The sequence below is a fragment of the Methanothermobacter defluvii genome (assembly GCF_003385755.1).
Taxonomy (GTDB): Archaea; Methanobacteriota; Methanobacteria; order Methanobacteriales; family Methanothermobacteraceae; genus Methanothermobacter; species Methanothermobacter thermautotrophicus.
Genome location: NZ_QREL01000001.1, coordinates 1 through 25,457, shown reverse-complemented (window position 1 = coordinate 25,457; position 25,457 = coordinate 1). Strand labels below are relative to the sequence as shown.

The 25,457-nt window shown below is 51.7% G+C and carries 21 protein-coding genes; 8 read left to right on the top strand and 13 right to left on the bottom strand.

The genetic code is table 11. The features are described 5' to 3' along the window. The first annotated feature begins 73 nt into the window (after positions 1-73). Positions 74-235: a hypothetical protein gene (locus tag C7452_RS09055; RefSeq protein ID WP_158296334.1), complete on the top strand. Its 162-nt coding sequence runs from the start codon at positions 74-76 to the stop codon at positions 233-235. 64 nt (positions 236-299) lie between these two features. Here the strand turns inward: C7452_RS09055 and C7452_RS00100 are convergent, their stop codons facing one another. After that, positions 300-1,355 carry a site-2 protease family protein gene (locus C7452_RS00100; RefSeq protein ID WP_342769709.1) on the bottom strand — a complete coding sequence of 352 codons (1,056 nt, stop codon included), beginning with the start codon at positions 1,353-1,355 and terminating at the stop codon, positions 300-302. A gap of 211 nt (positions 1,356-1,566) precedes the next feature. Beyond that, on the bottom strand, positions 1,567-2,781 hold the full coding sequence (locus C7452_RS00095) for a molybdopterin molybdotransferase MoeA (protein WP_115891900.1): 1,215 nt from the start codon (positions 2,779-2,781) through the stop codon (positions 1,567-1,569). Between the two features lie 188 nt (positions 2,782-2,969). Here C7452_RS00095 and C7452_RS00090 point away from each other — a divergent pair, with 188 nt between their 5' ends. From C7452_RS00090 to C7452_RS00080, 3 genes are read left to right on the top strand one after another with little or no spacing between them, the layout of a single operon-like run. Then, complete coding sequence (locus C7452_RS00090) at positions 2,970-3,878, top strand: ABC transporter ATP-binding protein (protein WP_115891899.1); 909 nt, start codon at positions 2,970-2,972, stop codon at positions 3,876-3,878. Continuing rightward, positions 3,875-4,963 carry an ABC transporter permease gene (locus C7452_RS00085; protein WP_115891898.1) on the top strand — a complete coding sequence of 363 codons (1,089 nt, stop codon included), beginning with the start codon at positions 3,875-3,877 and terminating at the stop codon, positions 4,961-4,963. The genes C7452_RS00090 and C7452_RS00085 overlap by 4 nt, the downstream gene beginning before the upstream one ends. Further along, positions 4,960-6,084, top strand: a complete 1,125-nt coding sequence (locus C7452_RS00080; RefSeq protein ID WP_115891897.1) for an ABC transporter permease — start codon at positions 4,960-4,962, stop codon at positions 6,082-6,084. Before C7452_RS00085 ends, C7452_RS00080 begins: the two co-directional genes overlap by 4 nt. 84 nt (positions 6,085-6,168) lie before the next feature. On the opposite strand, the gene C7452_RS00075 is transcribed toward C7452_RS00080, so the two are convergent. The 4 genes from C7452_RS00075 to C7452_RS00060 are packed head-to-tail and all read right to left on the bottom strand — an operon-like array spanning position 6,169 to position 13,238. After that, a complete protein-coding gene (locus tag C7452_RS00075) occupies positions 6,169-6,720 on the bottom strand; it encodes a diacylglycerol/polyprenol kinase family protein (RefSeq protein WP_115891896.1) in 552 nt (183 codons plus the stop codon). An 8-nt stretch (positions 6,721-6,728) separates the two neighbouring features. Then, positions 6,729-8,873: a phosphoribosylformylglycinamidine synthase subunit PurL gene (purL, locus tag C7452_RS00070; RefSeq protein ID WP_115891895.1), complete on the bottom strand. Its 2,145-nt coding sequence runs from the start codon at positions 8,871-8,873 to the stop codon at positions 6,729-6,731. Between the two features lie 2 nt (positions 8,874-8,875). Beyond that, on the bottom strand, positions 8,876-12,010 hold the full coding sequence (gene ileS / locus C7452_RS00065) for an isoleucine--tRNA ligase (RefSeq protein WP_115891894.1): 3,135 nt from the start codon (positions 12,008-12,010) through the stop codon (positions 8,876-8,878). A 22-nt stretch (positions 12,011-12,032) separates the two neighbouring features. Next, positions 12,033-13,238, bottom strand: coding sequence for a methionine adenosyltransferase (locus tag C7452_RS00060; protein ID WP_115891893.1), 1,206 nt, complete (start codon positions 13,236-13,238; stop codon positions 12,033-12,035). A 92-nt stretch (positions 13,239-13,330) separates the two neighbouring features. Here C7452_RS00060 and C7452_RS00055 point away from each other — a divergent pair, with 92 nt between their 5' ends. Continuing rightward, entirely contained in the window at positions 13,331-13,702 is a 372-nt protein-coding gene (locus C7452_RS00055; RefSeq protein WP_115891892.1) for a DUF192 domain-containing protein, read from the top strand. Between the two features lie 67 nt (positions 13,703-13,769). On the opposite strand, the gene C7452_RS00050 is transcribed toward C7452_RS00055, so the two are convergent. From C7452_RS00050 to C7452_RS00020, 7 genes are all read right to left on the bottom strand, one after another. After that, complete coding sequence (locus C7452_RS00050; protein WP_048061036.1) at positions 13,770-14,159, bottom strand: HEAT repeat domain-containing protein; 390 nt, start codon at positions 14,157-14,159, stop codon at positions 13,770-13,772. A gap of 135 nt (positions 14,160-14,294) precedes the next feature. Next, positions 14,295-15,005, bottom strand: coding sequence for a dihydromethanopterin reductase (acceptor) (locus tag C7452_RS00045; RefSeq protein ID WP_115891891.1), 711 nt, complete (start codon positions 15,003-15,005; stop codon positions 14,295-14,297). Then, positions 15,006-16,277 (bottom strand): serine hydroxymethyltransferase, encoded by a 1,272-nt coding sequence (gene glyA, locus C7452_RS00040; protein ID WP_048061037.1) that lies wholly within the window; start codon positions 16,275-16,277, stop codon positions 15,006-15,008. A 184-nt stretch (positions 16,278-16,461) separates the two neighbouring features. Beyond that, the gene (gene hdrA, locus C7452_RS00035; protein WP_048061038.1) at positions 16,462-18,441 is read right to left on the bottom strand and encodes a H(2):CoB-CoM heterodisulfide ferredoxin reductase subunit HdrA; all 1,980 of its coding nucleotides are present in this window, start codon (positions 18,439-18,441) and stop codon (positions 16,462-16,464) included. 181 nt (positions 18,442-18,622) lie between these two features. After that, positions 18,623-19,522: an AEC family transporter gene (locus C7452_RS00030; RefSeq protein WP_245942724.1), complete on the bottom strand. Its 900-nt coding sequence runs from the start codon at positions 19,520-19,522 to the stop codon at positions 18,623-18,625. Between the two features lie 24 nt (positions 19,523-19,546). Then, positions 19,547-20,482 carry a DNA repair and recombination protein RadA gene (radA, locus tag C7452_RS00025; RefSeq protein ID WP_010876995.1) on the bottom strand — a complete coding sequence of 312 codons (936 nt, stop codon included), beginning with the start codon at positions 20,480-20,482 and terminating at the stop codon, positions 19,547-19,549. A gap of 52 nt (positions 20,483-20,534) precedes the next feature. After that, positions 20,535-22,901: an OB-fold nucleic acid binding domain-containing protein gene (locus C7452_RS00020; protein WP_245942723.1), complete on the bottom strand. Its 2,367-nt coding sequence runs from the start codon at positions 22,899-22,901 to the stop codon at positions 20,535-20,537. Positions 22,902-23,216: 315 nt separating this feature from the next. On the opposite strand from C7452_RS00020, the gene hacA reads away from it, so the two are divergent. The 3 genes from hacA to C7452_RS00005 form a co-directional block, all read left to right on the top strand. Next, positions 23,217-24,476 (top strand): homoaconitase large subunit, encoded by a 1,260-nt coding sequence (hacA, locus tag C7452_RS00015; RefSeq protein WP_115891888.1) that lies wholly within the window; start codon positions 23,217-23,219, stop codon positions 24,474-24,476. A gap of 11 nt (positions 24,477-24,487) precedes the next feature. Continuing rightward, positions 24,488-24,976 carry a 3-isopropylmalate dehydratase small subunit gene (locus C7452_RS00010; protein ID WP_010876999.1) on the top strand — a complete coding sequence of 163 codons (489 nt, stop codon included), beginning with the start codon at positions 24,488-24,490 and terminating at the stop codon, positions 24,974-24,976. 5 nt (positions 24,977-24,981) lie between these two features. After that, a partial coding sequence (locus C7452_RS00005) for an isocitrate/isopropylmalate family dehydrogenase (protein ID WP_245942721.1) occupies positions 24,982-25,457 on the top strand: 476 nt, incomplete at its 3' end.

The following is a 25,457-nucleotide window of genomic DNA, read 5'->3' as shown; positions in this document are numbered from 1 at the left end:
ACAATCATAACCTATAAACCCTCCCATTAACTGGTGCACAGAAATATCAGTGGGAACCAGCATATTACTGATTATGACAAAAAAGATGGTCGGGATTCGCTGCCAGTGCAGTGACCCCGCGGTGAAGAGAAGGGGTAGCGGTATGAGGACCGTGATGTGCCCCATCTGTGGCAGGATATACAGGACAGACAGGGAGGACCAGGTCTGCTTCAACTGCAGGAAGGGCAGGTCCTGATGTGGATGGCCAATAGAATCAGAACATCAAAAAAATCAGGTCCTGATAGAAAGGAAAGACCAGATCAGAACATCATGAGAAGTCCCCGCCCGGTTCCCCAGATTATACTCACCGCTATGATGAGTATAACAAATATGGATACGTAGCTAACAGCAGGCTTCACAATCCTCTCAGGTAACCTGTACCTCAGGAGCTCCTCGAACATCAGGCCACCGTCCAGGGGCTTCGCAGGAAGGAGGTTCACCGTACCAACCGCAAAGTTGAGGAAGAATATCCAGAAGAAGAGTTCCTCAAGATATGTCAGGGCGAAGGGGAAGGTATCCCCCAATACTGATGCAACGGAGTCCCTCACCCGGAGGTGGTTGCTGGTCCGGATGCCCATGTAGGCCCTGCTTGAGTTGTTAGGATTCCTCCCTGTCTTCAGGTGAAAGGTCCCCTGATCTGTGGTTATATTGATAACCTCCCCCACACCTATCGTTTTGAGTGCAGCACTGTAGGTTGTCAGGTTACTTGTTGGCATCCCGTTGATGCTCTCAATTACAAGTCCAGGGGTGAGGACCTTGCTCGCAGGGCTTCCTGGCACAACACTGTCTATCTGAACACCATCTGGCTGGAATGCCGCGGGCATGGCAAAGGCCGAAATCCCGAAGAAGAGGGCGAAGCATATACCTGCAAGTATAAGGTTTGCCACGGACCCGGCAGCATATATCCTCATCTTTGAGATGGGTCTGATTTTTTTGATGTCCTCCTCGTCAGGTTCAACGAATGCACCCGGAAGTATTGCGAGGAGAAGGAGGCCTATTGATTTTATGCGGACACCCTCCAGCCTTGCAAGAATACCATGGGCAAACTCATGGACCACGATGACCGTTGCAAGTCCAATTATACCATACCCCAGGGGCACGTAGACCGGTGACCCGGGTATGTCAACACCCGGCACGATGAGTGACGCCTGGGGAGTTACAAATATGTTCTGGAGGGACATCACAAGCATGTAGAGCATGTAGAACATGAAGAAGAATGCCACGGGTATGCCTGCATTCATGATCCATCGCCATAGCCTGGGATGGCCTGATGCAAGACCATCTATGAATCCCCTGAGCCTCTTAGTTCTTCTCATTAGCAGGGGCCCATGTATCTCAATCTTCAACCTGTCCCTGAACAGGATGGCCATTGTCCATATGAGAATAAATGCGATTAGATAAAACCATAAAGCGTTCATATCAGATAACACCCTCTTGTTTTAATGGTTGTTTCAGCATCCATATATATCCATCAGTCTTAATGTTTCCCTCATCATCCAGATCCAGTTTAAGATCCCTAGACATCCATCATATTACCATGGAATCAAAGAGAAGCACGTCACACTCCTCTCCAGCTGATATCCCCTCAAGGTTCTCATCTATGACTATGTAGGCGTTTGATCCCACCATTGACCTTATAATACCTGATCCCCTGCTCTGCACAGGTTCAACCTCCTCATCATCAGCCCAGGCCCGCAGGTAGTCTGTCCTTCCAGGCCCGGAGGCGACCTTGGCCCTGCACCTCCGTTTCACTGCCCTGTGCCTGTAATCAAGGTGCTGCATCCTCAGCAGGTAGTACCTTGCAAATACATCGAACTGCACCATGGCTGCAACAGGGTAACCTGAAAGCATGAAAACCGGTGTTTCAGAGACCATGCCAAATGCAACGGGTTTACCGGGTCTCAGAGCCACTCCATGGAATAATACCTCACCCAGACCATCCACGGCGTCAACAACCACATCGCCACGGCTTATGGCGGTTCCCCCTGTTGTTATTATCACATCGTATTCACTGGCAGAGGATTCTATCTCCTCCCCAACAGTGTCCATATCATCAGGAAGATGCACGGGATCTGCAGACCCCCCAGCACTTTCAACCAGGGCATTTAATGTGTATAAATTTGAATTGGGTATCTTACCTGGCTCAAGGTCATCAGAAGGGTCCACCAGTTCATTCCCTGTTACTATAACCCTCACTGATGGCCTTTTAAATACCTTAAGCTCACTGTAACCTGCTGATGCTGCCATGGCGATTTCCTGTGGCCTCAGAAGGGTCCTCTCCCGCAGTACCGTGGCCCCTCTTCTCACATCCTCGCCGGCCGGAGCCACATTCTCGGAGGGGGCTACTGGCCTTAACACCCTGATCTCTGACCCATCCCGGAGTGTGTACTCCTCCATCACAACAGCATCGGCTCCAGCAGGGATTGGGGCGCCTGTGGCGATCCTCACAGCCTCTCCATGCCCAACATCTACCCCTGAAACCTCACCGGCACCTATCGAGTCTGTGACCCTCAATGTTGAGGGGTTCCCAGGGGATGAACCGAAGGTGTCCTCTGCCCTCACGGCATAGCCATCCATGGCAGACCTGTCAAAGGGTGGCGAGTCAAACCTTGATACTATGTCATCTGCAAGGACCCTGTGATAGGCCTCAAGAAGATCAACGGTCTCTGGTTCCGTGAACCTCTGGTTCTCATCAAGAATCCTGAATGCATCCCTGACCGGTAAGAGTTCTGATAGGAACATGTGATCATCACCGCTTAACTACTCTCTTATATGGACCTATATATAAAGGACCCCCATATAATTAATTCAGGAATTGATGCACTCGATAAAAATGTTATCGCTACAGCAGGGACCTCCAGTGGTTGACTGGGGGACTCAATGGATAAATATGATATTCTACGAGGGACCCCTGTGGTCCGGGAGGCTCCATGATAGAGGTTGAATCTGTGAGTAAAAGTTTTGGGAGGATCAGGGCCCTTGATAACCTGAGCTTCAGTGTGGCTGAGGGTGAGCTCATGGGTATCATCGGCCACAACGGGGCCGGTAAGACCACGGCCATACGTATAATAGCTGGCATACTCCATCCTGACTCCGGGACCGTCAGGGTGGGAGGCCATGACGTCGCAGAGGACCCCCTCAGTGTTAAGTCCATGATAGGCTACCTTCCAGAGGAACCCAACCTCTACGAGCGCTTCAGGGCAGGGGACCTCCTCCGATACTTTGGTGAACTCTACGGTGTCCCCAGGGATGTGCTTGATGACAGGATAGCTGAGCTCCTTGAACTGGTTGGTATGACCGACAGGGCCATGGACCCCATCAACACCTTCTCCAAGGGCCTCAGGCAGAGGATAGGTATAGCTAGGGCCCTGATACATGACCCTCCCATCATAATATTCGATGAACCAACCATGGGCCTTGATCCTGCAACCGCATTCTCAATAAGGGAGTTCATAAGGGACCTGAAGGGATCAAAGACCATGATACTATGCACCCACTACATGGAGGAGGCTGAGTACCTCTGTGACCGGGTTGCAATAATAAACCAGGGCCGGATACTGGATATTGGAACGCCTGATGAACTGAAATCAAAGGTCCGGGGGGACATCGTCCTTGAGGTGAAGGTCAGGGACATTTCCTCTGTAGGTGAGAGCGATCTCATGATGATCCCTGGTGTAAAATCCGTTGAAGTTGATGGCAGCACACTCAGGGTGTCCCTTGAAAACCGGGGGGCCATATCGGGTGTTATAACGGAACTCGGGGCCAACGTATCAGGGGTTAACACCCGGGAGGCCACACTAAACGATGTTTTTATAGAGAGCCTCAGGGGGTCAGGATGAATCTCCTCAAGGTGGCAAAATGGGAACTGAGGAGCACCCTGAGAAGCCGGAAGTTCCTCTTCATATTCCTGTTCCAGATAGCGGTCCTGATTTTAACACTGTTCATGTTCAGTGGATTCACAGATGTTCTGGAGAGTGGTGAAGCCCTCACACCATCCCTCACCGGATTTGCAGAGCTCGGTGTCATTGATCCCTCCGGCCTGATCCAGGGACAGCTTAACCCCGACGTCCTTGATATTCGTGAGGGAGGGGATGCTGGATCCGTGCTGGTGGTTGACAACTTCACGGGCATACCCCTCAATGCAACCCTCTACCTTGACTACTCGGACCCCAGGAGGAGCGTCGTGCGGGATGAAGTTGAAGCCGCTGTTGAACGGGCCTCCAGCCTGATATCAGAGGAGTTTGTGAAATCGCCTGGTCCCGCCCCGGAGGTCAGGGAGGAGACCCGTGGGGAGCCGCTCCCGGTTCAGCTTGTGACAAGGGTGATGGTTTCAATCCTCCTCTTCCTCCCGGTTTTCCTGTTCGGTAACCTTGTTGTGGACAGTATCGTGGGTGAGAAGGAGCGGAAGACCGGGGAGGCCCTCCTTGCCATGCCTGTCAGGCGCTCAGAGATCATCCTCGGTAAGTGCCTCTCGGTGATCACTGTACTTGCCCTCCAGATCGGTGTATGGATGATCCTAATCATTGCCTCGGGGTTCCATATGGTCAACCCCCTGGGCGCCTATTTCACAGTTGTTGCCTCATCGGCTCCGGTTGTGGGGCTCACCGCCCTCATATCTGTCTATGCAAGGAACTACCGTGAGGCTGGTATAGGGATAACCCTGGCTTACATCATATCTGCAGCGTACCTCATTGCCCCGGCCCTGGCCTACATGGCAGGTTCATCAGGTTCAGTTTCACCCATGACACTCACAATAAAGATGATATCGGGCCAGGCCCTGGGGGCTGCCGACATCATTCCTCCAGCCATCTCAATCCTGGTACTCAGCATCATATTCTACGGCCTTGCAGTCAGGCTATTCGGGAGGGATGATGTGGTATTCGGTCCCAGACCAGGTATACTGAGGTTAATGGTGAAACCATGAAACTGAAAGCACTGGCACTTAAGGAGGCCCGTGATATATTCTCCAACAGGATCTACATGCTTCTCATCCTTGTTCAGGTCATAATAATACTGGGGGCCTATGGACTCGCCATTGTGAGCTCGGTTGCTGCCGACCCCCAGCTGATAGAGAGGTGGGGTGGTTCAGGTTTCCTGAAGGTCGGTGTGGTTGATGGTGACGGGCTCCTCACTGAGGGCCTTGAAAGGGAGGGTCTCAGTGTAAGGGAATTCAGTGACATTGAGAGCGCCAGGAAGAGCCTTGGATCAGAGGTTGTGGCCATCCTCTACCTGAGTGGAGGAGACGTGAGGATAGAGGCCGACACCTCCAGCGTGTTCTACACCATCATGAGTGAAAGGCTTCAGGGCGCAGCTTCATGGTATATAAGTCAGAAAAGGTTCAGGGAGTCTGGACTCCCATCCGTGACAATCCAGGCCCTTGAGGAACCTGTGAAGCTTAAGGTTGTCCCCATCAGGAGAGAGGACTACAGGCCCCTTGCCCTTGAGAGTTCCTACTTTGTGGAGATAATGTACGGCTTCATCCTCCCCTTCGTTGTCTTCCTCCCCTTCTTCCTGGGGAGCAACATGGTAACGGACAGTGTCGTGGGAGAGAAGGAGCGGAAGACCTTTGAGGTGCTGCTCATGGTACCCCTCTCCGAGACCATGATAATCCTCGGTAAGATAATTCCATCACTGGTATTCTCATTTATCCAGAGCATGCTCTGGCTTGGACTCCTGGTCCTTCTGAGGGTACCTGTGTATAACATGCCATTACTGGCCCTTCTCCTCCTCATTACAGGTCTTGCATTCACTGGTGTGGGTCTATTCATATCAATCCTTGCAGACAGCACAAAGGAGGCCAATTCAGCAATCACCGTTGTACTGTTCTTTGCAACCTTTATCCTCTTTGTGCCGCTCTTCATGGATATGGGTGCCCTCACCCCCTTAATAAGGTTCATACCCAGCCTGATAATTGTTAAAATGTCATCAGGACCCCACCTCGACCCCGTGATTATCTATGACATGGTACCATCTACAGTTTTCTCGGTGCTCATCTTCCTGGCAGCCGTTGTCTCCTTCAGAAGGGAGGGCGTTATAAGGCTCTGAACAGTCAAACCCTCTCAAAAATGAATATCGGCTTATGAACTTCATAAACTGAAAATAACTAATTGTGTCCCGGCATAAGGACATTTAAATCAGTAGAATAGCCCCCACCACCAGGGGGATGACTATATTATCCTCCACCGGTGTGTATGCCTCCACCAGCATGCCTGTGATGGCGCCTGTTATGGCATGGATGGGTTCAATGAAGAAAAGGGACCCCAGGAATCCTGCTGCAAGGAATGCTGCTGACCCCTCGATGCTCTTATCATGTTTAAGTGGGAGGGGGTGTTTCCCGAACCTCCTCCCGATTATGGTTGATAGTGAATCTCCGAGTGTCAGTATGATGATGGCTGCATTGGCCACATGCATGTTGAATCCAAAGAGGGAATAGGTGAGTGTCATGCCAATGAAATAGTAAATGAAGCCCCTCTCAGTATCATCCCTTCTGCAGCCCCTCAAGATTACTGAGAAGAAGGGGAGGTAGAATCTCCTGTCAAGCTGGAATATGATCTCCCCGCATATGGCTGCTGCAAGGGAGAGGATTATCATGGAGGTGGTGTCCAGGTAGCCTGCAAGGATCACGAAGACTATTCCGGTTGCATGTATCAGCTGCCTGAAGAATTCCCTCCGGTATTTCAAAGGAACACCTATGTGGACATGTATGCCTCAATCACACCGTGATAGGCATCATCAAGTTCTGAGACGTCCAGGGCTACATCGCCGAATTCAAGGGTCCTGCCGCCGGTGGTTCCAATAACAGCCCATGGGACATCCAGGCCGCCAAGTATGTCCCTGGCTGATCCCCTCACGGTCATTATGTACCTTCCATTGGACTCTGAGAAGAGGGCCTCGTGGATGTTCCTGAATCTGCCGGGGATCTTCATGGGGTCTATCCTGGCCCCGATGCCTGACTTTATGGCCATCTCAGCCAGTGCCACAGCTATGCCCCCTGCTGAGCAGTCATGGACCGCTGTCACCCTATCTCCAGACCCGTCGATTATCTCCTTAACTGCCTTTGCAGCTTCAAACTCTGCCTTAAGATCTGTTTCAGGGGGTTTTCCATCCACGATACCATGAACTGTCCTCAGGTACTCTGATGCGCCCAGTTCCGGCCCTGTTTCCCCGATGACCACTATCTCCTCCCCCTCATCCTTGAAGTCCAGGGTCTTTATGCTATCAAGGGATAGTTTGCCTGCCACACCCACCACAGGGGATGGGTTCACGGTGACACCCTCTGTCTCATTGTAGAAGCTCACGTTACCACTTATAACGGGGGTGCTGAAGGTTTCTGCCATATCAGCCATGCCCCTCACACATTCCCTGAACTGCCAGAATACCTCAGGCTTCTCGGGGTTGCCGAAGTTGAGGCAGTCAACTATGCACACAGGCCAGGCCCCCATTGATACAACATTCCTTATGGCCTCCCCGACCGAGGCCGCGCCTCCACCGTAGGGGTCGAGCTTCGTGTGGATGCTGTTGCAGTCGACGGTGAGTGCAACCCCGGTTGTGCCATCAACCCTCAGGACGGCTGCATCATCCCCTGGTTTTACAACGGTCCTTATCTGGACCTCATGGTCGTACTGCCTGTAAACCCAGCGCTTGCTTGCAATGTTGGGTGATGATATCAGCTTCAGGAGTGTTTCCTTAAGGGGTGGATGCTTAACCTCCACCTGTCCCTCTGGTAGCTGGGGCTTTCTGGCTTCCCTCTCAACCACTGGAGGGTCCGCCAGGAGCTTTGCTGGTAGATCGGCTATAACCTCGCCCTCACTCTCAACGATCATCCTGCCCGTGTCTGTAACCTCACCTATAACCGCTGCTGGTAACTCATATTTCCTGCAGATTTCCATTGCAGCCTCAACATCATCTGGTGCCATCACGAAGATCATGCGCTCCTGTGACTCTGATAGCATGATCTCATAGGGGGTCATCCCCTCCTCCCGCAGTGGTATGGCCTCGAGGCTGACCCTTGCACCGTTGTCACACTTGGCGACCAGTTCGGAGATGCAGCAGGTCAGACCTCCCCCTCCAAGGTCCTTGACTCCTGAGACCTCTATCTCATCCATTATCTCGAAGCTTGCCTCCATGACCATCTTCTTTGTGAAGGGATCCCCCACCTGGACCGCTGGGCGGTCCTCGAGTTCAGAGGAACTTGTGAGCTCCTCGGATGCGAAGGTGACCCCATGTATCCCGTCCCTTCCTGTCCTTCCCCCCATGAGGAGGAAGACGTCGCCGGGGCGGGGGGCGATTCCCCGCTTTATATCATTCCTAGGTACAAGTCCCGCGCACATAACATTTACGAGGGGGTTCAGCTGGAAGTTTTCATCGAATTCGACCTCGCCAGCAACTGTTGGTACGCCCACACGGTTCCCGTAGTCTGATATCCCCCTGACAACGTGCTCAAAGAGGTACCTTGACTTCTGGTCCTCAAGGTATCCAAAACGGAGTGAGTCCAGGAGAGCCACCGGCATGGCCCCCATTGAGATTATATCCCTTAGTATGCCCCCTATACCTGTACCTGCGCCACCATAGGGTTCTATGGCTGAGGGGTGGTTGTGACTTTCAATTCCGATGACCAGTGCCAGTTCATCGGTTATCTCCACAACACCTGCATCATCACCCGGGCCGATTATGACATCCTCGCCCTCTGTAGGGAAGAGGCCCAGGACCGGTCGGCTGCTCTTGTAGGAGCAGTGCTCCGAGAACATGACATCCAGCATCCCGTACTCGAGGGGGTTGGGGTCCCTCCCAAGCTCCTTCCTTATAAATTCCATTTCAGAATCGGTTAAAACCATTTTCACACCTTTGCAGGTTTTATTGATATTATCAGGTTTTCGTCTGATATCTTCCATTCCTTGGTGTATTCGAGTTCAGAGTAATCAAAGGATAGTGTGCTGGCCCTCACCTCGTTCTCTATGAACTCCCTCTGGGGTTCTGTGAGTTCCCTGAATTCTTCGCTGCATTTAACTGACACCTCTATGCTGGCCTCAACGTCCAGGTCAAGGTCCTTCCTCATATCCTGGATTCTCCTTACAAGTTCCCGGGCCATTGCCTCGCTCATGATCTCAGGTGTGAGTTCTGTGTCGATGAAAACGCTTCCCCCATCGAACTGAGCGCTCACTATATTCTCTGGAAGCTCTGTTTCAAATACAATATCCTCAGATGTGAGTTTAAATTTCTTGCCATCGGCTTCAACCGTGAACTCACCATCGGAGTCCAGTGCAGCCTTCACTGCTGATCCGTCTGCGCCTTCCAGTTCCCTCATCACCAGGGGCATGTCCTGCCTCAGCCTGGGCCCCAGGGTTGCTGGATTTGGCCTGGCTATCACCTTCATGTCAGGGAACTCCGTTGAGGTTTTGATGGACTTTGCATTGGCCTGCTCTGCTATGACGTTCCTGAGGGACTCTGCGGCCTTCAGAACACCTTCATCCTCAGACACCACCACCATCTCCCTGACCGGCCATCTGAGCTTGTACCTTGCTGTATCCCTGGCCCTTGCGCAGGCCTCTATTATCTCCCTGACGATATCCATATCGGCCTCAAGCTGGCTGTCAACTGCCCCCTCATCCAGGATCCAGTCAAGCATGTGTATGCTCTCTGGTGAATCCGGTTCAGCTCCCCTTACAAGGTTCTGGTAGATGTCCTCACATACGTGGGGTGCCACCGGTGATAGGGTGACTATGAGGGTCTTGAGGACTGTGTAGAGGGTGTGGTAGGCTGCGAGTTTATCGGGGTCGTCCCTCTCTATCCAGGTGCGGCTCCTTATCAGCCTTATGTACCAGCGGCTGAGGTCCTCCACTATGAAGTCATGGATTTCACGGGTGGCCCTGTGGAAGTGGAGGTTTTCAATGGCCTCTGTGACCTTAAGGGCCACGGAGTTGATCCTTGAGAGGATCCACCGGTCCTCATCCCTGAAGCTCAGATCCTCAGCACTGTGGTCTCCTGGCTGGAACCTGTCAAGGGACATGTAGGTTGTTGCGAATACATAGACATTCCAGAGTATGTTGAACATCTTGTTGACGTTCCTGAGCTCATCCCATACAAATTTGAGGTCCTCCCATGGCTTGTTTGCCCAGAGGAGATAGAATCTCAGGACGTCTGCACCATACTTCTCTATGACATCCTCGGGTTCAACAACGTTTCCCAGGGATTTGCTCATCTTACGGCCCTCTTCATCCAGTGTGAAGCCGTGCATGAGGACCCTCCTGTAGGGGACCTCATCCAGGGCTATGACACCGCATCCCAGCTGTGAGTAGAACCAGCCACGGGTCTGGTCATGGCCCTCGGTTATAAAGTCGTAGGGGAACCATTCCCTGAAGAGTTCTGTCTCTGAGGGGTAGTGGAGGGCTGCCCAGCCAGCCACCCCCGAGTCTATCCAGACATCCAGGACGTCAGGTGTCCTCTTCATCCTTCCGCCGCATTCACCGCATTCAAGGACTATCCTGTCCACGTGGGGCCTGTGGATGAAGTCTCCCTCGAGTTCTCCCTCCACCGCCAGCTCCCTGAGTTCATCTATGGATCCGACCACGTGTATGCTGTCACATTCCTCACATATCCATATTGGTATGGGTATTCCCCAGTACCTCTGCCTTGAGATGGTCCAGTCGCGTGCATTCTCTATCCAGTTCCTGAATCTGCTCTCCCCTGCCCATGAGGGGACCCACTGGACCCTGTCAAGTTCCCTCAGCATTTTATCCTTTATCTCGGTTATCTTGAGGAACCACTGCTCTGTTGCAAGGTATATTATTGGTGTCTTGCACCTCCAGCAGAACCCGTACCTGTGGCTTATGGTCCCGGCCCTCAGGAGCAGACCCTTTGATCTGAGGTCAGCTATTATGTCTGCATCGGCATCCTTGACAAAGCGGCCAGAGTACTTTCCTGCTTCATCTGTGAAGATGCCTGCCTCGTCCACCGGACAGATGACCTCAAGACCATACTTCTTACCTATCTCGAAGTCCTCAGGACCATGCCCCGGTGCTGTGTGGACGCAGCCTGTCCCCTCTGTCAGGGTTACGTGGTCCCCCAGGATCACCCTGTGTTCAATCTCCCTGTGGAGGGGTACCTCATCATCGAGGGGGTGCCTGTAGGTTAAACCCTCAAGTTCGGTCCCTTTGACCGTTTTCAGGATCTCGGCTTCTTCACCAAGAACCTTCTCGACCAGAGCCTCTGCCATTATGTAGGTTTCTCCATCAAGGCGTGCGTAGGCGTATTCGAAGTCCGGGTGGACCGCAACCGCCATGTTCGCAGGGAGAGTCCAGGGCGTGGTTGTCCATACAAGTATGTGGGTGTCCCCTGAAACAGGGAACTTCACATAGATTGATGGGTCCTCCTTATCATGGTAGTCGATCTCTGCCAGTGCCAGGGCTGTTTCACAGCGTGGACACCAGGTTATGACCCTCAGATCCCTCACAAGGAGGTCCTTTTCATGGGCCCTTTTGAGGGTCCACCAGCATGATTCCATGTAAGCCGGGTCAAAGGTTACATAGGGGTCATCCCAGTCCATCCATACACCCAGACGCTGGAACTGGCCTGTCATGACTGCCTTATTCTCCACTGCAAATTCCCTGCATTTGTTGACGAATTCCTCGATTCCGATCTTGTCCTCAATGTCCTTCTTGCTCCTGACACCAAGGAGTCCCTCGACCTTGTGTTCGATGGGGAGACCGTGAGTGTCCCATCCAGGCTGCCTCCTGACATTGAACCCCTTCATTGACTTGAAACGGAGGTATGTATCCTTCATTATCTTGTTCCATGCTGTACCGAGGTGAATCCTTCCACTGCAGTAGGGTGGGCCGTCAAGGAATGAATAGCGTGGCCTATCCTCCCTCAGTTCCTTCACCCGTTCATAGATGTCCCTTTCTTCCCAGAAACTCTGGACCTTCTCCTCGATCCTGTGGGGTCTGTAGGATTTTTCGGCTTCCTGGATTGGCATGTGTTTCTCCCTCAGCTGGATATTAGAAGGTCCTGAGCTGTCCCTTCACTAGCATCTCGGTTATGCTGGGTATGTCCTCCAGCCAGGCGTCCATGACACCTGAAACCTTCCCTGTGACTTCATCCATTGTATACCCGTCCTCAAGGATCAGCTGGGCTGTTGCAGCCTTTGGATGGTCAATCGGTTTTCCTATCTGGCTCAGTATCATGATGTGGACCTGTTTAACACCCTCAACACTTTCAACTATATCACCGGCCATCTGGTTTGAGAGGAGGTTGTAGATCTTACCCACATGGTTTATGGGATTCTTACCTGATGTTGCCTCCATTGACATTGGCCTGTTGGGTGTTATGAGTCCATTGGCCCTGTTACCCCTTCCAACTGATCCATCGTCACCCATCTCTGCGGAGGTCCCTGTTACAGTGATGTAGACTGAGGGTTCATCATCCTCGCAGCGGTCGGCGGTGTTGACAAAGACCTCAAGGTTCCTGTCTGTGAGTTTTGAGGCGATTTTGAAGACCTCATCCCTCACAACGTTCTTGACCTCCAGGTACTCCTCGAGGTCTGAGACGTACCTGTCAACCATTGCACAGGCGACCGTGAGTGTGATGTTATCATTTTCCCTGAGCCCCATGACCTTTATGTCCTCACCAACGGCAGGGTGCTTCTTCTTGAATTCGGGTGAGTTAAGGAGGTTCTCTGCCTCCATTACTATCCTCTCTGTCTCTGAGAAGGGAGCAAATCCAACACCGAAGGATGTGTCGTTTGAGAGGGGTGCCCTGCCCTTCCTGGCAAATACATCCCTGAGGTCACCTGAGCCGTGGCCGATCTTGCACTCAACCACGGTGCAGGTTTCAACATCAAGGTTCATTATGTTCTCCCTCAGGTATTCCTTGGCCGCTGAGATGGCTATCCTGTCGAGACCTATCTTCTCACCATCAACCTCTGCTATACCCCTTCCTGTGAGGAGTATCTCCATGGGTTTTATGACCTCGCCGCCTCCGAACTGGGGGGCTGATTCGCCAGCTGTTATCTGAACCTCGTCGGTGTTGTGGTGCATTATTGCACCGAACCTGTCAAGGTAGGCGTTGCATAGGGCCCTGCTCACTGATTCCGCGATCCCGTCACTTATACTGTCCGGATGCCCTATGCCCTTCCTTTCAACTATCTCCACCTTCTGATCCTCGATTGGTGTCTGGTTAAGGGGTTCAATGATAATATTTCTCACAGTGATAACCTCCTGATGAATATCCACAATAATGGTTTATGGTTTTGGGGTGATGATATAAATAAGTATACACATCCAGTTCAGGAGAAATTATGATGAAGAGAGAGGTCATTAATAAGACGCGGGGCACCAGTCTGGGTGCCGTCAGATTTGCCAGGACATTCATGTCACGCTTCAGGGGCCTGATGCTACGCAGGGACGTTGAAACCGGACTTGTGCTGGAGATACCAGTGGGGAGGGGGAGGTATGGCTCAGGGATACACATGTTCTTCATGCTTGTCCCGCTGGATGTTTTATTTGTTGATGGAGATATGCGGGTCGTTGACAGTGTAACCCTCAGGCCATGGCAGATCTACAACCCCAGGAAACCTGCAAGGTATGTTATAGAACTCAGGGAGGGAAAGATCAGGGATTCTGGGACCAGGGTTGGGGATACAATCGAATTCAGGGCCCTGGAGTCCTGATATGGTTTCAGTAGGTGATCTGCCAGATGCTCATACCGGATAGCAACAGCCAGAACAGAAATCAGAACTAAGCTGCACGCTTCCTTATCTCAGAAATGGCGACCTCAGCCACCCTCCTCACCATCGGGCTCTCATCATCAAGGAGCTCCTCAAGGTCCGGGATTGAATCCTCATCACCCAGTATCCCGAGGGCCAGTGCACACGCATATCTGACTCCAGGTTTATCATCCGAGAGGTGCTCCCTGAGTGGTTCAACCGCCATCCTATCATCAAAGGTTGCAAGGGCAAGCGCTGCAGCCTCCCTCACATGGTAGTCCTCATCATCAAGGGCTTCAATGAGTGGACCCACTGCACGTGGGTCAGCCACCTCTGCAAGTAGTTCCACGGCATCCTCACGCACGACCCAGTCCGGGTTCCGGAGTTCCTCCAGAAGAAAATCTATTCGTTTACCCTCCATAAAAAACACCCCTGAGGTTTATATGGTCCTGAAAAAAATTAAGTTTTTTGGTTTTTTTATTGTCTATTATTAAGACTGATCCGGGGTGCCTTTCAGTGTTTGAATAGCTGCCGGGTGGTTTTTGTATTATCCTGCTTAGATATGACTGTGCGCCATGTTCTCCAGAATTTCGCCGGGTTTTGCGAAAACCCTTATTCCATCCATTGCAGCGAGTCTTGCTGTGTTCCTTATATCCACTTCCCTCATGTGTATGGTTATGATCCGGCCCCCTGAGACCGCGCCGTGGGGACAGGCTGTTCTGCAGGCGCCGCAGCCCCTGCAGCTGAGTAGTCTTATCTCAACACCCGGAACTATGGCGTCCTCAGGGCATGCTGCAGCTGCAAGACATGGTTCACATCCTCTGCAGAGTTCAAGTTCAAGTTTTGATGGCAGAACCGTCTCAACGTCGCCCTCCTCAAGGTCAACGGGTACACAGTAAACCGGCACCCCACCCTTGCCTGCCTGGGCAACCGCATTGGTGACAAGGGTGTCTGCTATGCCGTGGACGACCTTGGCCACGGTGTTGGAGGTTACAGGTGAGACCACCAGGAGATCGTATCTTCCCATGGAAAGCCTCCCTGTTATGGGGAAACTGTAGCCCTCCTCGCCCTCGCTTATGAGTTCCCGGTAGTAGCCCCCTGAAAGTCTTTTAACCCTTTCAAGGAGGCCGTACATCCTCAGGACCTCCTCCGCTGCGCCTGAGAGCAGAATGGTCACCTCGTGTCCCCCTTCAACCATGGCCTCAAGGGCCTTGACGCTTTCAAGGAGGAGGTGGCCTGCACCTGTGAATGCCCAGGCAATCCTCATCTACTGGATCTCCATGTACTTGTAGGCCTCCGAGTCCTCAAAGGCGTAGTGGACCCGGGTATATGATGACATGAACTCTGCAACCTCGTCCCTGACATCCTTTCCGTCCATAACAACTCTCTTGATGTACTCTGCAACCTCTGACATCTCTGACTCCTTCATTCCCCTCCTTGTTATCTCCTGTGTACCTATGCGTATCCCTGATGGGTCATCTGACCTGTTCACATCATCCCATGGGAGGAGGTTCTTGTTGAGTATTATGTTGTTGGCCTCGAGCCTCTTTGAGATCTCTGCTGCCCTTCCAATATCAGAGACGTCCATCACAACCTGGTGGGACTCTGTGAAGTCAAGGTGCTCACATAACACGTTGAATCCGAGTTCATGGAGGTTTTCAGCGAGTTTCCTGGCATTATTGATTGTCTGGGCTGCATATTCAGCTCCAAATTCCAGCATCTCTGCCGTTGCTATCCCAAGGCCGGCCACATGGTGGAGGTGGTGGTTGCTCACAAGTCCGGGGAACACCGCCTCATCTATGTCAGCTGCAAGTTCCTCCCTGCAGAGGATTATACCGCCCTGTGGGCCCGGGAAGGTCTTGTGGGTGCTTCCAACAAGCATGTCGGCACCCTCACGTAGTGGGTCCTGGAAGTAGCCCCCTGCAATGAGGCCCAGGACGTGGGCACCATCGTACATTATCCTTGCCCCCACCTCCTCGGCGGCCTCAAGAGCCTCCTCCACAGGGTGAGGGAAGAGGAAGAGGCTTCCGCCGAAGAGTATTATCCTTGGTTTAACCTCCAGTATCTTCTTCTTCATTGCATCGGCGTCTATGTTCATGTTCTCAAAGTCAAAGGGGTGTGTGTATATCTGGAAACCCCTTACACCGGCTGCGCTGACCCTGGCATGGGATATGTGTCCTCCGTAGGGGACCTCCATGGCCATTATGGGGTCGCCCACCTCTGCTGTGGCGAAGAAACAGGCGAGGTTTGCCACGACACCTGATGTTGGCTGGACGTTCGCATGTTCCGCCCTGAAGAGCCTCTTTGAAAGTTCAATTGTTAACTCTTCAATCTCGTCGATGTACCTGCATCCCTCGTAGAGTCTTTCACCGGGGAGGCCCTCTGCATATCGGTGGGATAGATCCGAGAGGAGTGCCTCCTTCACCCGTGAACTCGTTATGTTTTCACTTGCTATGAGGTTAATGCTTGACTCCATCCAGCTGTTATGGTCCTTCATAAGCTGTCTGATCTTCTCGGTATAATCCTGATTGCTGACCATGAAAATCATCTCCAATAGGAAAATAGTTGCAATGACAATATAAAATTGGTGTTAACTTCCATTACCAGTTGCGATGTCAACATAAAAAACGCGTGTTGAGTTAGCTGGTGGGATTGAAAATCCGATTGCTCGGAGTATCATGTAAGTTAGAAAAAGAATAAAGGATTTGATGGGGTTAACCCATCTATTTTGCCTGTTCGTTGAGTGCAGCTTCGATCTGGGCCATTATCTGCTCGGTCCTGAAGTGCTGCTGGTCCATGGCACCTGATGGGCATGCTGCCACACAGGTTCCGCATCCCTTACAGAGGGCCACGTTAACGTTTGCATGGCCTTCCTCTATGCTTATGGCGCCGAATGGACACAGTTCTATGCAGACCTCACATCCACCGCAGACATCGGAGTCTGTCACGGCGACTATTGGCTCGATTTCCACTTCACCCTTAACCATTGGTATTGCTGCACGTGCAGCTGCACCTGATGCCTGTGCAACAGCGTCAGGAATGTCCTTTGGACCCTGAGCAACACCTGCAAGGTACACACCGTCTGTCAGTGTGTCAACAGGCCTGAGTTTTGGGTGAGCTTCCATCAGGAATCCGTCTGCAGATTTGGATAGACCGATGGTCTGTCTGAGTTTCTCAGAGCCCTCTGGTGGGACAAGTCCCACACCGAGTACAACCATGTCGTAGTCGTACTCTGTGACCTTACCGAGGAGTGTGTCCTCTGATCTCACTGTGAGTGTCAGGTCAGGGTTTTCGAGGATCTCAGCAGGTCGTCCCCTGATGAACTTGATTCCGTATTTCTCCTGTGAACGTTTGTAGAATTCCTCGAATCCTTTACCGAATGCCCTTATGTCCATGTAGTAGAGTGTGACCTCGGTATCAGGCATCTTGTCCTTTATGAGCTGTGCGTTCTTCATTATGTACATGCAGCAGACACGGGAACAGTATGGTTTTCCGATCTGTTCGTCCCTTGAACCGACACAGTGTATGAAGGCAACCCTCTTGGGTTTTTCACCGTCTGATGGTTTGATGACCTTACCATCGGTTGGACCTGAGGCGTTGATCATCCTTTCAAGTTCAAGACCGGTTATTACGTTTGTGTGTCTGCCGTAACCGTATTCAAGCTTCTCGGTTGGGTCGTAGGCATCGTATCCTGTGGCCACGATTATGGTACCCACTTCGATTTCGATTTCCTCTGGTTCCTGGTCGTGCTTAACGGCTCCCCTCTCACAGATCTCATCACAGAGCATGCACTCTATACAGTAGTCCTTGTCGATGGTTGCGCAGAGTGGAACTGCCTGTGGGAATGGTATGTAGACCGCCTTGGTCATACCGATTCCCTCGTCGAAGTAGTTTGGCATTTCAATCGGACATACTTCGACACAGGAACCGCATCCGGTACACAGATCTTCATCTATGTATCTGGGTTTCTTCTCGATTTTGACCTTGAAGTTACCTATGTAACCGTCAACTTCCTTAACCTCAGCGTAGGTTATGAGTTCAATGTTGTCATGTTTACCGACGTCCACCATCTTAGGTGCGAGGATACACATTGAACAGTCGAGGGTCGGGAATGTCTTGTCGAGCTGACCCATCCTTCCTGAGATACTTGGCCTCTTCTCAACCATGTAGGTCTTGAATCCCATGTCAGCCAGGTCAAGGGCTGTCTGTATACCTGCAACCCCACCACCGATGACGAGGGCCTTGTCATCCACACTGACCTTTGATGCCTCCAGAGGTTCCAGGAGCCTTGCCTTGGCAACGGCCATCCTCACAAGGTCCTTGGCCTTTTCTGTTGCACCCTCAGGGTCGTCCATGTGCACCCATGAGTCCTGCTCCCTGAGGTTTGCGAATTCGAAGAGGAACTGGTTGAGTCCTGCTTCCTCAACACATCTCCTGAAGGTTGGTTCGTGGAGCCTTGGGGAACATGCAGCCACAACAACCCTGTTCAGTCCGAGCTCCTTGATGTCCTTCTGTATCTCGAGCTGACCTGGGTCTGAACAGTAGTACTTGTAGTCCTTTGAAACTACAACGTTGGGTAATTTTGCAGCGTAGTCCCTGACAGCTTCTATGTCAACCACACCGCCGATGTTTACACCGCAGTGGCAGACGTAAACACCAATTCTTGGTTCTTCCATTGTTTCTTCTTTTTTTTCTTCTGCCATTAGATCACCTTGCATAGGGGTATCTAGCAATGATAGTCAGTTGATGTAAGGTATACCACAGTGCTAAATAAATATTTCTATCAAAAACTTTAAGTAAGGTTTATATACTATTACACGTTCCTCAGTTTTTTCCGGGCATATTAAATAAATGTTTATTTTGTGTGTACTTTGCTGTGACTTTTTAGAGCACAACTGACCAGAGGGGTAACGACACGAGACTGAGGATTGTACTCATGAATATGCATGATGATACCAGGTCCACGTCCAGGTCGTTCTCAATTGCAAGTACCGCTGCAAGCATTGCAGAGGGCATTGAAGCCTCGAGTACCGTGACAGAGAAGTTAAGTCCCCTGAATGCAAGGACATAGGAGATCCCGGCGGCCATGACTGGAGATATGAGGAGCCTCAGACCGCTGACAAGGGTCGCATCGGCCACCGAATGCCTTAAAAATCTGAAGTTGAGTGTAAGGCCCAGGGATATCATTATGAGTGGAACCGCCGCCCCTGAGAGGTATCCAAGGATGGTACCGGCAATGCCCGTGGGAAGTCCCCAGAGGTTGAAGGTGACCCCCAGCAGGAAGGCCCAGAGAGGAGGGAAGAAGACGGCCCTCTTCATGATTCTGGAACCCTCACCTCCAGAGAGGTGTGATAGAAGAAGTCCGAGGGACGTGAACATCAGTGTGGTGCCGGTGTCATAGAATATAGCCCTCACAAGTCCCTCTGAGCCGAATATCCCTGCTGTGACCGGGTAACCCAGAAAACCGGAGTTCATCATCGCTGCAGCTACAGTTAAACCCCATGTTTTACCTGAATCCAGTCCTCTTCTCCTTGCCCAGAGATATGCAATCGTTCCAGAGAGTGTGCCCGTAATCATGCAGATAACCGGTATGAGTACAAGGTCTGAGATCCCTGATAGGTCTGCCCGGTAGAGGGACGTGAATATGAGGGATGGTATGGCCACATTGATGACAAGCCGGTTGAGGGTGGATGCATCCTCCTCCCTGAGAACCCCGAGGAGCTTGAGGATGTAACCAAGGAGGACAAGAACCAGCACCGACAGTACAGTCTCAGTGGAACCCATAAAAATCAAAAAAATAAATCTGGTTTAATCAACGATACCAGCGGTTGTTATCTTGAAGACACACTCACCCTCGGGCAGGTGGGGACTGTCAACCAGCCTGGCTATCCTCTTACCTGCAAGCCCCTTCTTGAGCCAGATACGGTAAGTTGCGGCGTGACCAAGCACGTGTCCACCTATGGCCTTGGTGGGGCTTCCGAAGAACGCGTCCGGTCTGGCCTGGACCTGGTTTGTGACAAATACCGCGGCGTTGTAGGTGTTTGCTATGTTCTGAAGGGTGTGAAGGTGCTGGTTGAGTTTCTGCTGCCTTGTTGCGAGGGCCTCCCTACCCACATACTCTGCCCTGAAGTGGGCGGTGAGGGAGTCCACAATCACAAGGCGTATGTTCTTACCCTCCTGGATGAGCTCATTGACCTTCTCTGCCATGAGGATCTGGTGGCTGGAATTGAAGGCCCTTGCAATGTGTATCTTATTCAGAACCTCCTCAAGGTCAAGTTCAAAGGCATTTGCTATCTGCTCAATCCTCTCCGGACGGAATGTGTTCTCTGTGTCTATGAAAACAGCCTCAGCATCCAGTCCTCCCCTCTCCTCTGGCAGCTGAACCGTGACTGCAAGTTCATGGGACAGCTGACTCTTACCTGACCCGAATTCTCCGAAAACCTCGGTTATTGCCTGTGTCTCGATTCCGCCGCCTATCAGTTCATCGAGGGCCTTGCTCCCCGTTGTGATCCTCCCAACATCCTTCCGTCTCTCCATGACATCGAAGGCTGTTTCAAAGTCTATCTTCTCAGCCCTTCTGGCGGCCTCTATCACCTTTTCGGCCACGCCCTCACCAATCTCTGCCTTCACAGAGAGTTCCTTGGCTGTGGCTGTTGCAAGACGCATCATGTCACCGAAACCTGCGTCCCTTAATTTCTGTGCTGTTTTAGCCCCTACATTTGGTAGATCTTCCAGTTCAACCATTTTAATCTCCCTTAAATCTTTAAATATTCATTAAGCATGGATCGTCGGTAAATTAAAGTTTCACATTCACGACCTTTCTGGGTATGAACCTTAGCTCCTCGCTGTAAACATCCATATCTGCATTGCCAATAACCCTCACGGTTACTCCATTCAGATCCTCCACACGTTCTTCAAGTGCAGATTCATCTGCAGACTGGTTGATAATGTTCACAACCTCATCTGTTGTCATTTCAAGGATACTCTCTGCCTCCCTTCCAAAGAAGGTTATCATGACCTCACCTGTGTCGTCCATGATCCTCCCGGGGATCATGAGGAGGTAGCGTGGTTCATCCACCAGTTCCCCGCAGAAGTTGCATATGTTCTCGTCACTGAGATCAAGCCTCTCCTTGCAGGATGGGCACTTTATGGAGAGAATCCGTCTTCCTGACATCTCGGTCAGCTCACCCTCTATGAGGACGTTCCTTGAATCCTCATCCAGATCCGCAATATCACGGTGGGGATAGAGCATCTCCTGGAGTTCATCGAAGGATGGGAGAGCCTCAAGGTCCCTCTCGCTGGCCGGTTCAATCCTTGAACTGTTTCCTATGCTGAGTTCAAGTCTTCCACCACCCATATCATCCCTGAAAACCACCCTGGGATTTTCTATCTTGACGGGGTCCCCTATGCTCAGGGGTTTCTCAGCAGCATCGTCCCAGAGGCTGGCCCTTATTGATCCCGTGTCATCAGCGAATTCAGCTGTCCTCACAAGTCCGGGGGTGCCGTCACCCCTCTGGAACTCCCTGGGTTCAAAGAGGTCAACGACCCTTGCAATTATCCTTATGTTCCTGTCGTCCTCCTCGAGGTCGGCTATTTTCTTTGTCTGGTAGAGCATCTCTTCAAGTTCCTCAAAGGATGGAAGGTCCTCCATGTCCTCTGGCAGGGGGTTCACTATCCTTGTTGTTCGTCCGGCGCTGAGTTCCACGCTGTAGAGTCCAAGTCTTATGCGTGCGTTTTCTATTCTGACTGCGTCGCCGATATTCATGGGTCGCTCGGCCTTTTCATCCCAGAGACTGATCCTTATCTTGCCTGTCTCATCGGCAAGTTCCATTGACCTCACGATTCCGGTCCCGTCTTCCCTCTCAAATTCGCGGGGGTCACTGAGGCTGAAGATCCTTCCAACGACATCGACATCCTCTCCCTCATCCTCCATTTCAAGTATCTCAGATATCTTCATTGGCCTCATCTGTTCCCTGTACTCCTCAAGGACCTTCAGCAGTGCACCGTCGGATTCAGGGTTGAGGGTGATGCGGGTGTTGAAGTTCGTGTTTATCCTGTAGGACTGGTTGAAGTCATCGAACTCGACATTGGCCCCCGATATCCTGATGATATCCCCCTTGTTGATTTTGATGCGTGTATCCTCATCCCAGAGGGTTACCCTTGCAGATCCCGTGTCATCGGCTATCTCAATGGACTTCACAGAACCTGTTGTGCCGTCGTTTCTCTCAAATTCTACCGGGTCATTGACCTTTGTCACAAGGCCCATCACAGTGACGTTTCTCATCTCATGGAGGTCCCCTATCTTCACGAGCTCCTCCCTGAATTCAGGTACATCGTATTCACCCGGCACCACCCTTGTGAGGCTGGTGTGGGTGAGGGTAACCTTATCGTCCCTTCTCCTTGTCTGGGCCCAGAGTATCTTCACTGCATCACCCTCCTTCAGTCCCAGTTCCTCAACGAGGTTTACGTCATTGTTCCAGAGGGTGTAGGTCGTTGAACCCGTTGCATCCATGATGTCCAGGGAGATGAACCTGCCCTCCCTTCCGTCCCTCTCAAAGGTCCTTACACGGGATACTCCTGTGATCCTTGCTATGACACTGACCTCATCATCCTCCACCAGATCTCCTATCGGGGTTATCTCCTCACGGTACTCAGGGAAGTCAGGGTAGTCCTCGGGGTCAAGGACCTCCACGGTGGATCTTGGCATGAGATGGGCCTCCTTCCTGCCACCGAATCCTCCCCTTATGTTAACATCCTTTATCCTTATCACATCGCCCTCCCTGAATTTCTTGAGGAGCTTAATGTTCTCTGTCCAGAACACTGCCCTGAGTTCCCCTGTATCATCTGCGATTATCACGTTGGCGAGTTTCCCCTCCCTTCCCTTCCTGGTGGTGAAGGTCCTGGGGCTTGATATCTTCATGACCCTCCCTGTCACAGGGGTTTCGGCTCCCTCCTCAAGCTTGGATATTGTGTCCATCCTGTGTTCGGGTTTCTCGGATAGCATGGTGTTTTTTTCCTTCAGGATATCATCAACGACTGTCGATGCAATGGTAAGGTCATCCATGAATCCTATGTCCCCTAATTCCTCTTTCTTTTTTTCTATGAGTTCCTCAAATTCCTCAGGGGAGATCCTGTCCTTAATTCTTTCATATTCCCTCTTCAATTCTTCCTTCATTTGGGTCCCTCACTTGATTAATAATATCACGCCCCGTCTATAAAAGACTTGGTGAGCTCCTGAAAACTAATAAGTTATTACTATATATTTAAATCTTATTATCAAAGTATTTATAGGGCCGGGTGAAAATATAGATGTAAAATTCAGACGAGTTTTTCAGTATGAAGGCGAAAGACAGTTATCCAGTGAACATATGGGGACATCAGAAGGTTAAAGAGGCTCTAATTTTCACAGACTGCCCCATGGACCACTTGCTGGAACCTTTATGAACCCTTCAATTATTCTGCTAAAGGAGGATAGAAGATGTCTATGACTGTTTCTGAGAAGATACTTGCCAGGGCTTCAGGTAAGGATAGGGTGGAAGCCGGTGAAATAGTTATGGCGGATATAGATGTTGCGATGACCCATGACCTCACAGGTCCCCTGTCGGTTGAGTCCTTCAGGGCCATAGGTGAGGATAGGGTCTGGGACCCTGAAAAAATCGTTGTGATATTCGATCACCAGGTCCCTGCAGACTCCATTGAAGCCGCCCAGAACCACATGATAATGAGGGACTTCGTAGAGGAGCAGGGAATACGGAACTTCTATGATGTCCGTGAAGGCGTCTGCCACCAGGTGCTCCCTGAGAAGGGCCATGTTGTGCCCGGTGAGGTCGTGGTGGGTACAGACTCCCACACCTGCACCCATGGGGCCCTCGGAGCCTTCGCAACAGGTATAGGTTCAACAGATATGGCCATGGTATTTGCAACGGGAAAACTTTGGTTCAGGGTCCCTGAAACCCTGAGATTTGATGTGAGGGGAAAACTCAGGGAGCACGTCTATGCAAAGGACGTCATACTGAACATAATAGGGAGGGTTGGTGCCGATGGCGCAACCTACATGGCCTGTGAATTTGCAGGTGAAACCGTTGCAGAAATGAGTGTATCCGACCGTATGGTCCTCTCAAATATGGCAATAGAGATGGGTGGTAAGACAGGAATCGTGGAACCTGACGAAAAAACCCTGAACTATGTCAGGAGGAGGTCAGGTAAACCCTGGAGGGTCTTCAAAACCGACCCTGACGCTCCATCCCTCAGTGTCATGGAGGTCGACGTGAGTGACCTTGAACCCCAGGTCGCCTGTCCACACAATGTGGACAATGTGAAACCCGTCACCGAGGTGGAGGGGACAGAGATAGACCAGGTCTTCCTTGGTTCATGCACAAATGGAAGGCTCAGTGACCTCAGGGACGCTGCCGCCATACTGAAGAACCGGAAGGTCTCAGACAGTGTCAGGATGCTCGTCATACCTGCCTCCAGGGAGGTCTACCGCAGGGCCCTTGACGAGGGCCTGATTGAGATATTCGTGGATGCAGGAGCCCTGGTATGCAACCCCTGCTGCGGCCCCTGCCTCGGAGGACACGTTGGACTGGTCGGACCAGGGGAGGTGAGCCTCTCAACCTCAAACAGGAACTTCAGGGGGAGGCAGGGAAGCCCCGAAGCAGAGGTCTACCTCTCCTCAGCAGCCGTGGCAGCCGCATCTGCAGTGAATGGCAGCATAACCCACCCTGGGAGTCTGAAGTAGAGGTGATGGTAATGAAAGGAAAGGTTTGGAAGTTCCCGGACGACGTGGACACTGACATAATCATACCCGGAAGGTACCTTGTAATGAGGGACCCTGAGAAGCTGAGGGAACACGTGATGGAGGGTCTGGACCCTGAATTCCCGTCAAAGGTGAAACCCGGTGACTTCATCGTCGCCGGAAAAAACTTCGGGTGCGGTTCATCCAGGGAGCACGCCCCCCTGGCCCTGAAGGGTGCCGGGATAGCCGCGGTAATCGCAGAGTCCTTTGCAAGGATATTCTACAGGAACGCCATAAACGTTGGAATACCCCTCCTTGAGGCCCCGGGGATAACAGAGAAACTCAATGAGGGTGATGAGATAGAGGTGGACCTCGATAGGGGTGTTATAATAAGGGGAGATGATGAATTCCCCTTCAAGAAACTCCCGGACTTCATGGTTGAGATACTCGAGAAGGGCGGCCTTATACCCTACCTCAAGAAAAAGGGAGACTTTAAAGGGTGAAATCAATGAAGATAGCAGTCATACCCGGTGATGGAATCGGAGTGGAGGTGATGGAGGCAGCCCTCCACATCCTGAACACCCTTGACCTTGACCTTGAATTCATACATGCAGATGCCGGTGATGCCTGCCTTAAAAGGACAGGGGCGGCACTGCCAGAGGAGACCCTTGAAGCCGTGGGTGAAGCCAGGGCAACCCTCTTCGGGGCGGCGGGTGAAAGCGCAGCTGACGTTATAGTCCGTCTGAGGCGTGAATTTGATCTTTTTGCGAATTTGAGACCGGTTAAGTCCCTGCCGGGTGTCCCCTGCCTCTACCCGGACCTTGACTTTGTGATTGTGAGGGAGAACACCGAGGACCTCTATGTCGGTGACGAGGAGTACACCCCCGACGGCGCCGTTGCAAAAAGAATCATAACAAGAACCGCCTCCAGGAGAATCAGCCAATTCGCCTTCCAGTACGCCCAGAAAGAGGGCATGCAAAAGGT